At 35.1% G+C, this 13,513-nt stretch carries 9 protein-coding genes; 1 reads left to right on the top strand and 8 read right to left on the bottom strand.

Annotated elements, in window-relative coordinates; genetic code table 11:
* Positions 1 to 114: 114 nt before the first annotated feature.
* Complete coding sequence (locus SP041_RS06235) at positions 115 to 1,518, bottom strand: hypothetical protein (RefSeq protein ID WP_025562808.1); 1,404 nt, start codon at positions 1,516 to 1,518, stop codon at positions 115 to 117.
* Positions 1,519 to 1,628: 110 nt separating this feature from the next.
* A complete protein-coding gene (locus tag SP041_RS06230; protein ID WP_025562807.1) occupies positions 1,629 to 2,426 on the bottom strand; it encodes a polysaccharide lyase family 7 protein in 798 nt (265 codons plus the stop codon).
* Between the two features lie 457 nt (positions 2,427 to 2,883).
* Here SP041_RS06230 and SP041_RS06225 point away from each other — a divergent pair, with 457 nt between their 5' ends.
* Entirely contained in the window at positions 2,884 to 3,531 is a 648-nt protein-coding gene (locus tag SP041_RS06225) for a DsbA family oxidoreductase (RefSeq protein ID WP_025562806.1), read from the top strand.
* A 111-nt stretch (positions 3,532 to 3,642) separates the two neighbouring features.
* Here SP041_RS06225 and SP041_RS06220 read toward each other — a convergent pair whose 3' ends face one another.
* The 6 genes from SP041_RS06220 to SP041_RS06195 all read right to left on the bottom strand — a co-directional run bounded on the left by SP041_RS06220 (position 3,643) and on the right by SP041_RS06195 (position 13,497).
* Complete coding sequence (locus SP041_RS06220) at positions 3,643 to 5,979, bottom strand: EAL domain-containing protein (protein WP_240791424.1); 2,337 nt, start codon at positions 5,977 to 5,979, stop codon at positions 3,643 to 3,645.
* A gap of 17 nt (positions 5,980 to 5,996) precedes the next feature.
* The gene (locus SP041_RS06215) at positions 5,997 to 6,920 is read right to left on the bottom strand and encodes a transporter substrate-binding domain-containing protein (RefSeq protein ID WP_081695319.1); all 924 of its coding nucleotides are present in this window, start codon (positions 6,918 to 6,920) and stop codon (positions 5,997 to 5,999) included.
* A 123-nt stretch (positions 6,921 to 7,043) separates the two neighbouring features.
* A complete protein-coding gene (locus SP041_RS06210) occupies positions 7,044 to 8,435 on the bottom strand; it encodes an aminotransferase class V-fold PLP-dependent enzyme (protein WP_025562804.1) in 1,392 nt (463 codons plus the stop codon).
* 237 nt (positions 8,436 to 8,672) lie between these two features.
* Complete coding sequence (locus tag SP041_RS06205) at positions 8,673 to 9,146, bottom strand: GreA/GreB family elongation factor (RefSeq protein ID WP_025562802.1); 474 nt, start codon at positions 9,144 to 9,146, stop codon at positions 8,673 to 8,675.
* A gap of 100 nt (positions 9,147 to 9,246) precedes the next feature.
* On the bottom strand, positions 9,247 to 11,037 hold the full coding sequence (locus tag SP041_RS06200) for an ABC transporter ATP-binding protein (protein WP_240791423.1): 1,791 nt from the start codon (positions 11,035 to 11,037) through the stop codon (positions 9,247 to 9,249).
* A 72-nt stretch (positions 11,038 to 11,109) separates the two neighbouring features.
* Positions 11,110 to 13,497, bottom strand: a complete 2,388-nt coding sequence (locus SP041_RS06195; RefSeq protein ID WP_025562799.1) for an HD domain-containing phosphohydrolase — start codon at positions 13,495 to 13,497, stop codon at positions 11,110 to 11,112.
* Positions 13,498 to 13,513 lie beyond the last annotated feature (16 nt).

The following is a 13,513-nucleotide window of genomic DNA, read 5'->3' as shown; positions in this document are numbered from 1 at the left end:
TTATCATAATAGTAACTGGCTGAAACTACGTTTAATAGTATTATAATAGTTTTAATTTATCGACACTTTGATTACTTTCATTCTTTAAGGAATTGGTGCCTAATTTGTACCTATTTAATACTTAGAAAGTGTTTTAGTTAAGGCGTTATTCATTGTCGTTTTTTGTTGAAAGGTTAATAAGTTGGTTTGGTCTAGATAATTCAGAGCACTTTGCTGATCATAGCGATACCAAATTTTAATCACTCTTTGTTGTGTTTCATTTTGTAGTGTAGCTGTTTTAATAAAAGGTAACCATTGCAAAGCAATCTCTATTGATTCGTTAGATGAAGCAGCAATAGTGGCTATTTTAACTGCTGCGAGTTCTACATCATCCCATTGGCTTTGTTGATTAAGCCATTCATTTGCTATTTGAATGTCACTTATCGCCCACTCTTTTATTACTGAAGCCATCGCTATTTTACGTTGTTTATCTGACTTTATTGTTTCACTGTATTGTATTGCTATTTCTGGTGCTGTTTTGGCCCATTTAGCGACCAGTCGACTTTGTTGTATTGGGTATGCTTTAGCTGAATAAACGGCTTGTAATAACTGATCTATATTGTTAATTCTGCCACTTTTAATTAATCGTGGTAATGCTATATGTGACATAAACTCACGTAAGTCCTTATTTTGCATCATTTCTATTGCAGTTATTAAAGAGTCATCGATTTTATTAATAGGTAACGATAAACCAATTTGCATTAAGATATTTTTTTGTAGTTGTATTTCTTCCGTTTCTACTTCATTAAATAACTGTAAAGCCTGGGTTGGAGAGTGATGGCTAATATTGTTGTATATAGTATTTAAGTGGTTTTTATGTTGCTCGTGAGATAAAGCCCAACGGATTAATTTTTCGCCTTGGTAAGGCGCACGCTCTGTTATTATCTGTTGGATTGTTGTGTCACGTAAGTTTGTTGATTGAATATGACTTACCCAAAGTAATGCACTTGAAATATCGATTTTGGATGCGGGCAATACTGATATTGCTGCGTAAGCTTTATCTGTGCTGTCATCTTTAATAATAAAAGGCTGCCATTGTTTGAATCCTTTTAAGTCAGTTTCAACCCAAACGGTAAGCGCTGCATAATAAGCAATATCTCTTTGCCTCTTCTCATCTAAACTAGCTAAAAATGTAATTAAGTTAGTAGGGCTTTTTTGGATCTGTTGTTGGAATAGCAATTGTAGCCAGAGTTGTTGCGCTGATTTGTCGCTTATCTGTAAAATATCTACAAATTCGGTATAAAGGGTATTTGTTTGTATATCAGTTGCTGTGTCTATTTCTACGGTATTTTGTTTGTGAGTTACCACTTTTTCTTGTTTAGCAGGCACTCGATTTTTTTGTCCTATGTTATTTTTTTCTTTTCTAGGCAATATCTTTTCTTCTCCTCCCGTAAAGATGTTTGCAGAAGAAGTGAAAGAAAATAGCGTTATTAAGACTAATATAGAAATGATAAAAAGAGGGTGTTTTAATAATGTCATATCATTAATTATCTATATTGATTGATGTTGGTGAGTAATGGGATCTTGAGATTAACGTTACTTAATCATCATCATAAGGGCCTATTAGACCCTTGTGATTATGATCAAATTTAGTCGTAATATTTTAAACTAGAGAACTGAACTTCAACATCTGGTGATGTATCTGACTGAATGTAAGCACCTGCTTTAAAGTAACTCGGTAGGCCGTCCCAGTAACTTACATCAAAATTATTAAACGCTTCATGGGCAACACCGTTAACTTTAATTGTTAATTTGTTGTTGGCTACTTTAATCTCAAATTTCACGGCTTCTGTTGCAGAGTAATCCGCTAATTTATATTTCACATAATCACTACAGCTTGAAGCACAAGTACCTGTTTTTACGATTGCAAAATATGAATCATAGGTTTTTGATGATGCACCTGTTTCCTTTTGCTCTTCAAGCCAAGCAATACGCACCAATGGTTTGTTGATTTTATCTTCGCCTTCGTCTACCGCTGCATTAGCATCATCATGAATTTGCATTAATGTTACTTCATCTGCCGTGCCTTTTTCGAGCAGCAATACTTCGCCAATCATTTTATTGTAGCTTGTATCACTCGTGTACCAATTCTCCATTTGGCGTAATTCAGATCGCATCTTTTCATCTGGACCAATTTGAAATGTTAACCATTTATTGCCACTGCTAGGAATATAAAAATACTCATTGTAAGCACCTTCAAAATCACCCTGTGCAACCGCCACTGTTGAACTGTCTGGCGCTTGAAGTTTAGAATCATTCAATACTGATTGGTATTTAGTACCATAATCATAAGGTGCAGAGTCTGCTATTGCTTGCATCGGTAGCAAAAAAACTGATGTTGCAACTGCTGCGATTGAGAGAGAAACCTTTTTGTTAAACTGCTTCATTGGTGAGCCCTTTTTATTCGTATCAGTGAAATTAATGTAGTCGTTAATCATTTTATTTTTTTGCTAATGGCCTTTAGCAAGTGGGAAACAGCTTATCTTTGGTTTGTTTTTGTACAAATCAGGTTTTTATAAAGTTGGATATTAATCATAAAATAATACAATAGTGGTGCTGTTTATGAGCTTTGTATCACTTTTATTCGTAATTTCAGTGTGTTGTCACTACGGATCTTGGTCACCCTTTAGGCTGTGGTTTTGGTTTGAATTAACTATATTGGTCTTAATTTTTTATTATTTTTCGTCTTCTTCAGTTTTAAATTTCAAAATAGACTTTGTTTTAACAAAACGTTGAACGATCGTTCTTATGTGGTTATATTAGATGTTAATCATGCTAATCCCCTTTTTCGATTTTTAGAATCGTTTGGGGTTATGTTGGCAAAATACATTATATGAGGTTGTTATGAGTAATAAAATTCAGTTAGATGTTGTTTCTGATGTTGTTTGCCCTTGGTGCATCATTGGTTATAAAAACCTGCAAACTGCAATTGATGAGTTAGGTGTTGCAGATAAGATTGAGTTGCAATGGCAACCTTTTGAATTAAACCCAAATATGCCGCCAGAAGGCCAAGATTTACGTGAGCATGTTGCTGAGAAGTATGGTTCATCACGAGAAGAAAGTGACAAAGCTAGAATTAATATTAGCCAACGAGGCGCTGAAGTTGGTTTTACTTTTAACTTTTTTGAAAAAATGAAAATAGTGAACACACGTGATGCTCATATTTTATTAGAATATGCTTATGAGCATGGTAAGCAAACTGAACTAAAAATTGCTTTTTTTACGGCGGCGTTCACTGATCAAAAAGATGTCTCTAATCGTGAAACACTACTTGATGTAGTGAATAAAATTGGGTTAGATGTAAAGCAAGCTGGAGCGAGGTTAGAAGAAGCTAAATATCGTGAACAAGTTATAGAACACGAAAGGTTTTGGCAAGGTTTAGGTATTTCAGCCGTACCAGCGGTGGTATTTAACCGTAGTAGTGCATTGTCTGGTGCACAACCTGTTGAAGCTTATAAGCAAGTATTAACTGAGCTATTAGCAGAACTTTGATAATTTACATTAGCGAGCTAGGTTAAATGACCTCGCTCGTAATAACAAATTTGCTCAGTTGTTTAAGCTTTAATACTGAATATACTTTATATCGAGTGAATGCTTATATGTTTATATAGTGTATTGGCTTATCGCACAATCTGAGTCCGATTGTTCGCGTAACAATGCTTCAAATTTATCAGCTGTTATGGGTGGGCTAAATAAGTAGCCTTGCCCATATTCACAATCAACATCAATCAAAAACTGTTTTTGTTGCTCCTCTTCAATTCCCTCTGCAACCACTTTCAGGTTCAACGCTTTGGCCATGGCAATAATCGCGGTAACCAGTGACTGATCCGCTTTATTTTTAGTTAAATTCATAATAAACGCACGATCAATTTTTAGTTTAGTGAATGAAAACTTTTGTAAATAACTCAGTGCTGAATAACCCGTTCCAAAATCATCAATACTAAGTTCAACACCCATATTGCGTAGCGATTTCAACATATCAAATAACTCGCCTTCTTGGTTGATTAGCAAGCTTTCAGTGACTTCCACATCTAGTTTATTCGACGGTAGCCCTGTTTCTATTAGTACTTGTTGAATTTCAGTTAATAACTTCTCACAGTTTCTAAATTGTACACTGGAAAAATTAACGGCTATTTGTAAAGGTGTGATTGCTTGCCATTGTGCGGCTTGAGCAGCGGCGGTATGTAAAGCAAAACTGCCTAACTGCTCTATTAAATTGTTTTTTTCTGCAATCGCGATAAATTCATCTGGCGGCACAAAACCCAGCTCACTATCAGTCCAACGCATTAACGCTTCTGCACCTATAATTTTTTGTGTCGTGAGGTCTATTAAAGGTTGGTAGTACATCTCTAATGTTTTTTCTTGAATTGCTTTATGTAGACGAATATTAATGGAAACCTTACGATTTACTTCATCATTCATTTTAGATTCATAGAAATTAAAGTTATTGCGCCCATTGCCTTTCACTTTATAGAGGGCCATATCCGCACTTTTTAGTAGTGTTTCTGCATTGCTAGCATCGTCAGGATACATCGCCAATCCAATGCTCGTTGTCGTGTGTATGAGGTGTTTGTCTATTTGAAAAGGCTTCTCAAATAAATGAAGTATTTTAGTGGCCAGTTTCGTCGCTTGTTGTCGGTCTTCTAGTTCATGTATTACCACCATGAACTCATCCCCACTCAGGCGCGCTACAGTATCTGTTTTACGCAAAGCATCAATCAGGCGTTTACTTGTTTCTTGCAGTATTATATCGCCTGCAGCATGGCCTAATGTATCGTTGATTTGTTTAAAATTGTCTAAGTCTATATACATCAGTAATACTTTCTTATTACTGCGCTCACAACAATCTATTGCGTAGTTTAACTTTTGTAAGCTATAGCTTCGGTTGGGCAAAGCGGTTAATGAATCATGTGTTGCTTGATAAGCTAATTTCTCTTCAGAGCATTTACGCTTTATAACTTCTTTTTCTAATAATTCATTATGTACCAAGAGCTCTTCTCGGCGTTTGGTGGAGTTGTTTATTTGCGTATTAAGTCGGGTGTTTTTACGATCGATATAAAATAAATAATATAGGCTTAAAAAGACTGGGATAGCTAATAAAGAAATAACTAAAACAAACCATTTAGACGTAAATAGATCTGCATTATTAATACTTTCAAACCAAGTTTCTAACACAAAAGGCGTATCTACAATCTCGGATTTTAAATTAAAACTATGTTGGGGATCATCATGAACATGTTTGGTATTGTCTTTTTGTGAATGGGCTAATGAGTCCCAAATGAATAGGTCACCATACTCACTTCTTAATGTAATATGGCTGCCGCTGCCTTCATATTCTTGAGCAGTGACCAATGAGATAATGAGTGATTTATCAAACTCAGCTATTAAGACTGCAATGGGTTGATAATTAAAATATATCGTCGTCGACAAACGAATAAGGATTTCTTTTTGGCTATCGTCGATAAGGATTTTTTGATCTATATCCTTCAATGCTAATAAGTTAATATCAGCATCGTTAAATGTATTATTATTTTTGTCACTATCAGCAATAATGGATCCATCTAATGCTAATAATGAAATACGAGAAAAAACAGGATTTAATTTTTTGTTTTGCTGTAAAACTTGTTTTTGCAGTGCATTTTCAACATTAAACAAACTTGCCCCTAACCCATAGGTTATCGACATACCTGAGTTCTTATTCGCAAAATAAGTGATGACTGTTTTATCTGTTGAAATAATAGTTAAGTTACGTTTGGCAAGGTCAAAATAGTTGCTTAATAATTCTGCATAATGATCTACTTTTAAATGTAATTCGTTGTATTTTGCTTCTTCTAATTTTTTTTGTCCGATATTAGTGACCGTTAAAATTAACAGCAGATACCCTAGTAACATTATACTAGCTATTACAATGGCATTTTTACTGGTAAACCAAGGTCGCATCGACATCCTTATTTATTTTAAATTTTGAAAAAGTCTGGATAAAAATGAAATACTGATGGGTAATATTTTTTAACTAATAAATTATATTCACCGGTCAGCTGTATACCTTTTAAATATTGATTAAAGGCTTTACGTAATTCTGGCGAGTCTTTACGAAAAGCGACGCCCATCTTTTGGTCTTCTGAAATAGGGCCGATCACTTTTGTTTCACCTGGCCATTTCTCTAATGCAATTAAAATATCTGGTACATCAAGCAAAGTACTCTCTGCGTCATTATTTAGTATAGCAGGTATCATCTCATTTAATTTAAGCTCAGTGACGGGCAGTATTATATTAGCCTCTGTATCGTATAAATCATATAAATCTGGATCAAGACAGGTTTGTTTCATAGCTAAAACATTGTGATCTTTAATTAGTTTCTTTACTGCAATAATATCCTGAGTAACGGACCCTGAAGGTGTTATTGGCTTAAGGCTAGAGTCTGTTCTTGCGATTAACCAAACAGCAGATGGGAAGTAATCTGTAGAGAAATCAACAACTTCTTTTCTCCATGGTAAAATAGTGGTACCACTAGCAAGTAGGTCGCCTTGAATCTCGTGAATAACGTGTCCTCTCACTAACCCTGTATTAGCATAATGTGCATTTCGTCCTGTGAGTAAAGTAAATGCATTAGACCAACTTCCTTTGATATATTGATATTCGAGGCCTAGGTGTTCTGCAAAACCTTTCATTAATTCAACATCAAATCCATCGACTATTGTTTTATTACCGTCTTCATAAATAATAATAAAATTAGCGTAAGGGATGCCTATATGGCGTAATACTCCATCTGCTTTAATTTCAGCGAGATCTCGGGCATTACTAAGACTACTAAAAAAGAAAACTAATAAGAAAATGATGCTTTTCAGATGTTTGAGGCGTATGTAGTGTGGTGGTACCATAATAAGGACTCCTTGCTATAACGTTGTTATTATTAAGGGAGTCATTATTATACCTATAAATGATTAAATATAAAGGTCACTCAATGTTAAGTGACCAAGGTATTGAACTTATAATCGACTGTATTAAGTCATATCATTATGGATAGTTTGCATTGCTTCAATCAATCCTTCTACGTCATTTTCATCATGAAATAAATGGGTTGAAATTCTTAATGCATGCGTATCTTCGGTATCACTTTGTTGTATTTTAAAGTCTGTTGTACGAATAATAAATCCAGTTTCTTCACGTAATCTATCTCTAAATTCATTTAATATGTCTAAATCATTAACGTCATAAAATGGGTTAAAGCTAGTAATGGCACTCGCTAACTCATCAATATCAGGCGAGTAGATTGCAGCATTTGGAAATGTTGCTTTTATTTGCTGCTTACAAAGCTTACTAAGCGATAAAACTCGTTCTTCAATGACATCACGTCCAATCTCATCCCACATATTACATGCATCTGTTAATGCTTGTTTTGCAGGGTAGTTATCATTACCAATGTACTGAAATTGTAATTGTGTGCCTAAATAATCAGCATGACCTAATGAGGAATTAATAAACCATAAAGGGTTTTCACGATCAGACCAATATTCATCTAATCGTTGTGCGCTGTTTAATACAAATAATATCCCCGTTGCACCAGGACCACACTGCCATTTATGCCCCGCGCCAGTATAAAAGTCACAACCGATATCATGGAAGTCTAGATCTAACATACCGATACCATGCGCACCATCAATCAGTGTTGGAATCTGATTTGGAATCGCTACTTCTTGGCAAATACGTTTAGCAGGTAAACGAGTCCCTGTTTTATAAGTAATATGAGAGAAGGTAATTAAACGTACGCGACCAGCATATTCATTAGCCGCTTCAGTAAATAAGTCTACGAATTGTTGTTCGGTAATGTTGTTATCGCCAGTGTCCACTGGGATATCTAGATAAACGACTTCTACCCCGTAACGTGCCGCTACAATATATAAAGGCGAATTCGCTGCTACATGTTCATGGTGTGTTGTTAATATCACATCACCGGATTCAAAATGCAGACCATTAATAATGCTACACATACCATCAGTTGTATTACGGTTTAATATGATTTCATCAGCATTTGCGCCAAACCCTTCAGCAATACTCGTGGTCATTTCTGTTACGTAAGGCCATTCACCAAACTTGTTTTGCATATCCCATGGGTTTTCTGCAACGCTTTTATTATTTTCTTGGTAATTTTTTAAAATATCTTTAGGCATTGAGCCAGTCGTACCAATATTCATGTAAGTTGTTTTTTTATCTAACACAAATTCTTTTTGTACTTTATTCCATAATTTTTTATCTTTATGTTGGTGTTTGTTATTTTTTGATTTAGCACTCGCTTGTGATGGCAATAAGCTTGCGGTGAGTCCTGCTGCTGCGATCCCTGTTGATACTTTCAAGAAATGTCTGCGATCTGATGAAATACCTTTTTCTTTAATCATGTTAAGTCCTTTATGTTAGATGAGAGTTAACAATAGAGGATTTCTGAGAGAATACCTTGATTTTTTAGGATATATTTGAAGTTAAATATTTTAATTGTTTGTTTTATATAGCTTAAATTAAAATGGGTTGTATAAAGTAGGGGAGTTAGAATTTATTATTCGATGGAGATATTTCTAATGGCTAACACTCAAATAATTAAATGATGAGCACTATATACCTATAATAAGTGTCATTAGCTAAATGATTTGCAGGATCTCAAAGTGTTGTTTTTTGTTATTGATAGTAATACTAACTTGGTCATCGGTTTGTTGGTTTAATAAAGCCGCTCCAATAGGTGATTCTGGTGTAATGACCAGTACAGTATGTTGTTCCCACTGCAATTTGACACCACCTGCTACGGGGCAAATTAATAGATATTTTGCTTCATCCTGTTCGTTTACTAATACAACCAAAGCGCCAAGACTACCGACTGTCGACTTATTAAGAGGTAAGCTGATACAAGCATCAATGTCTGCCTGGCATTGTGTAACACGTTGCGATTGACCTTGTGCTAAATAAGCGGCTTCTAAAGCTAATGTATCGTATTTGTTTTCAGCAACATTCTCTTCGCTAGTTGCTGTTTCATGGGCACGTTTAGCCGCTGCTTTTGCATTATTTAAAAGGGACTGTAAATGTGTCATTAGTTGTTGGTGTAGCTGAATTTTATTCATATTACTTATTCACAGTTTCAAGTTCTATTGTTAGTGGGCGTGCATTATCAGTAACTCTCTACTTTGAATCAAGCTTAATGATTTTATTTAATGGCTTAGCTTAATTATGTTGTAGCCCGCCGTATAAGGTTTGATATAGACCATCCTGAGCGAGTAAATCTTGGTGTGTCCCTGATTGGCTTACTTTCCCCTCTTCTAATACATAAATATTGTCAGCTTGTTTAACGGCAGATAATCGATGGGCGATAATTAAAGTGGTGCGATCTGCAAGAAAACTGGTGAGTGCAGTATGTAATGTGCTTTCTGTTTGTGTATCTAATGCAGAAGTGGCTTCGTCTAAAATAACTAATTGTGGATCAGTTAATACCATTCTTGCGATGGCGACGCGTTGTCGTTGTCCACCAGATAAACGTAAACCTTGGCGTCCTAACTGTGTATCTAATCCATCTGTTAGTTTTTTGCTCACATCGTTAAGTTGCGCGACGTCTAAGGCATGCCATAACTGTTGATCTGTGCAGTCTAATCCAAGTGATAAATTCTGACGTAATGTGTCGTTAAATAGCACGGGTTGCTGCAATACCACAGAAAGGTGATCTCGTATGACATCGAAACCGATATCATTGCTATTCTCACCATTAAATAAAATACTGCCACTATTCGCTTTATAAATACCAATTAATAACTGAATTAGTGTTGATTTACCACTTCCGCTAGCGCCAACTAATGCAATTTTTTTACCGGCAGGAATCGTCAAACTTAAATTGTTAAGGACTTGTGTTTCACCATCATAAGCAAAATTAATATTGTCGATACGGACTTCAATGGCTTGTTTTTGTAGGAAAGGATTTACTTTATTAACTGATCGCTCATCTTCTTCAAGATGCATGAGCGTATTGATGCGTTTTAGTGCAGCTGAAGCGCTATACCAAGAGAATTGAATATTCAGTAGCTCTTGCATTGGAGACAACATAAACCATAAATAACCAAATACAGCGAACATTTGCCCAATACTTAAATCGCTGAATAATACCATCAACATGGCAATGGCTCTGAACAGTTCAAAGCCTAATAAAAAGAGTAAAAATGAAAAACGACCAGCGGCTTCACTTTGCCATGCGTATTTATCTGCGCTGCTACGGATATCGTCGGCTTGGTTTTTAAGATCATTAAGAAAAGCTTTTTCTCGATTCGATGCTCTTAGTTGATAGATACCGTCAAGCATTTCAATTAAACGATTTTGAAATGATTCAAAAGCTTGGTTTTCATGTTTTTTGAGGTGTTTAACACGGCTCCCTAATTTACGTGAACAATAAACGACGAGGGGATTTACCAATAAGATAAATAAGCCTAATCGCCAGTCAATCCATAATAAAATGAAAGCCGTGCCTAATACCGTAAAAAAGCTAACAATGAAGCGGCTTAAGGTGCTGCCAATAAAACTATCGATGGTTTCAATATCAGTAATGAGATGAGAGTTAATACCGCCACTACCGCGCGTTTCATATTGGCGAATACTAATACGTCCAATTTTATCAAGTAGTTGCTTACGAATATTACAGGTAATGGTTTTTGATACTAAAGTAAATTGACGACTTTGAAGAATGCCAAGCAATTGGCTTGTTATACGCATGACAAGCACGGTTATGAATATAAAAATGATGTAATTAGCGGGTTGTTGCCATTGTTCGGGAATAAACTGATTAATAAGTGCAACGCCTGAAGCTGGTTGCTTTAATAGAATCTCATCGACCATCAACGGCATTAATAATGGAATAGGAACACTGACTAGCGTGGCCAATATTGCGATAAAGTTCGCTGTAATAAGGCGTTTTTTATGTTGCTTCGCTTGTGTGATTAACCAAGACCAATTTATTGTAGGCGTATCGCTCAATATAAAAACCATGCTTATTTGATAGTAAGCGAATTGTACTTAATCTTGATTAATATTCTATTTTTATCAAAGCTAATTTAAATATTTACTGATATCAACATCATCGAACTGAGTCTCATGTAAAAATTTATTTGCATATTTTATATAAATCCCACTGCTGAGAAATAATTTAAATAGGTTCATGTCAATCACTTGGTCGACAGCTAATTGATGCAAAATTTCAATGGCAGTACTCAATGATTCAACTTTTTGTTGAGGCGTTTTAACCGACGTTAAGGTTTCAAAAATATCAGTCATAAGCAAAATTCTTGAAGTTATAGAAAAGCCTACATTATTTGCTTTAGAAGGGCAGCTTACATATTTTAATACCGGGTGGTAAGCGGATAGGTCTTGCACTTTAATGACTTGTTTATGGGATGTTGGTAATGCTTTTAACAAGTTGATTGTGCTAAGAATACTTTGGTTTATTTCAAATTTATCTTCTACTGTTAATGTCCCTTTAGGAATCGATAAATTATATAATTCACCAAAGTTATAAAGGTGATCTGCCACTTCTATTTTTATACCTGAATCGATTTTAGTGATATTATTGCGTTTAATAATATGTTCTTTTTTATCGCTTAATAGGGTTTCTTGTACGGGTAGTTTTTGTTTTTTATCCGTTAATCTAAGCTTTTCAATAGACGATAAGCCCAATCTATCATCAAAGTAACGTAACCAAGTCTGTGCACCAATTCTATGTAATCGAAGAGTCTCTTGTTCAGACATCGTTGTATCACCGAGGTTAGCTTTAGCAACAAATCCAAAGTCACGCATTAGCTGTAACTGTTGTTTAATTAATGTTTCTTTAAGTGGTTTATTTTGCTCTGGATTGCCTCTACTTTGTTTAAAATAGCTAATTTCAGCATCTCGCCATAGTATTTCAAAACGCATTCTAATTTCATGGATACGGTTATAATTGGCCTCTAATTTAGTGCTTTTACTCGTTACTTGTTGAGCCGTTGTGAGTTTCCCGTAATGGTGTGACCATGCATTACTAGAGAATTCGCTTAGCATTTCTTCATCTACTTGCTCAAAAGCAGGTAAATCAGACTTTAAACTTGCTTTTGCTAACATCATTCCTAATTCTGGTGCTCGATTAGCGTGCCCGAAGGTATAAGGAGACTTATCGTCAATTGCTTGCGCAATTTGTTTAATAAAGCGTTCTGTCATTTGCTTTTGTTGGGCTTGATAATCTTCAATTGATTGGCTCATTTCAATCATTGAGATATTTAACTCTTTCAGTTCAGTGACTCGGCTAACAACCTGTTGTAATTTTTTATAGTCTTGCCCTTTTGCTCTTTTGATTTCATTTAATAATCCTTTAATCGTATTGGTTAAAGGAGAAGAAAAACACCATGAGAGAATGAGTAACAAGGCTAAGCTGAGCGCTGAAATTTGTATTGATGTTTTTATACTTGGAAGAAGCAATGTTTCTTTCGCGACTAAAATAGCTAAATAGCTATTGGTAGCCGTTTTATCATCAACTTCAGCAATATAAGCATAATAGGGCTTATCGTTAATGGTCACGTTATTCAGTTTGTTCAAACTTGTTTGATGCTGCGCCATCTCAATTAATACAGGATAAGGAACCAGTGGTAACTTATTAGTATTAGTAGTGCGCTCTCTTGGTTGATTTGAACCTAATACCTGACCAGTACCGTTGTATAAGTAGATTTCATCGAGTAATGGGTTTTGTTTATTGCCATTAATTTTTTGTAAGCTATTTGAAAATGAGCTTAAGGTGGCATCAATGGCTAATACGATTTGTGTATTAGGTACTTTGATTGAGTATGTTTGTGTTAAGGAATTTGAATTTGTTAAAGAAAAAACATTAGATTTATTACTTGTTAATACTTTTGCATCTTTATACCAAGAGAGGCCTGTAATATTTTCATTATTTTCCTCTTGGCGTTGGCTAATAACATTAAATGCATCATCAAAATAAGCGTATTGACGTATTTTTTGACTTCCTTGCTCTGAAATAGATATCAATAACCATTTTGCGGACTCAACGTTGGCTAAACTCTGATCATTTTTTGCCTTATTTAAATGTATTAGCTGTTGTAAGTCGCCGTTTTCAAAACCAAGAGAAATTGAGTTGTATGATGGGTTTTCTGCCATTACATTAGCAAATAATTGTAATGCGTCTGGATGGAGCTTCTGATTGACGAGCAGCTTATTAAATTTAGAAAGCAGAATGCTGTAATGGTTTGCTATTTGATCAGCCTGTTTAATCTTATTACTAATAACCAGAGCCTCCGTCTCATAAAGCGCTAAAGCCGATTTTTGTGCTGTCGATTGGCTAACATAATATTGTAGAGCAACTGTTACTGTTGTCATCAGAAGGCAAATAAAGATAAAAGCTTTGATTAATGTAAAGCGAATTGAGCGCGTTGTTTTTTTTGTCTTTGTAGACATGATTCATCCTGAAAAT

It is taken from the genome of Psychromonas sp. SP041 (assembly GCF_000470315.2).
Taxonomy (GTDB): domain Bacteria; phylum Pseudomonadota; class Gammaproteobacteria; order Enterobacterales; family Psychromonadaceae; genus Psychromonas.
The sequence above is the reverse complement of the archived record's forward strand: the minus strand, read 5'-3'. Positions and strand labels throughout refer to the sequence as shown.

Bases quoted from the DNA above. Each gene is read 5' to 3' on its own strand.
- SP041_RS06225 (WP_025562806.1), top strand. From the start codon at position 2,884: ATGAGTAATAAAATTCAGTTAGATGTTGTTTCTGATGTTGTTTGCCCT.
- SP041_RS06205 (WP_025562802.1), bottom strand. From the start codon at position 9,146: ATGAATAAAATTCAGCTACACCAACAACTAATGACACATTTACAGTCC.
- SP041_RS06215 (WP_081695319.1), bottom strand. From the start codon at position 6,920: ATGGTACCACCACACTACATACGCCTCAAACATCTGAAAAGCATCATT.
- SP041_RS06195 (WP_025562799.1), bottom strand. From the start codon at position 13,497: ATGTCTACAAAGACAAAAAAAACAACGCGCTCAATTCGCTTTACATTA.
- SP041_RS06230 (WP_025562807.1), bottom strand. From the start codon at position 2,426: ATGAAGCAGTTTAACAAAAAGGTTTCTCTCTCAATCGCAGCAGTTGCA.
- SP041_RS06235 (WP_025562808.1), bottom strand. From the start codon at position 1,518: ATGACATTATTAAAACACCCTCTTTTTATCATTTCTATATTAGTCTTA.
- SP041_RS06210 (WP_025562804.1), bottom strand. From the start codon at position 8,435: ATGATTAAAGAAAAAGGTATTTCATCAGATCGCAGACATTTCTTGAAA.
- SP041_RS06220 (WP_240791424.1), bottom strand. From the start codon at position 5,979: ATGCGACCTTGGTTTACCAGTAAAAATGCCATTGTAATAGCTAGTATA.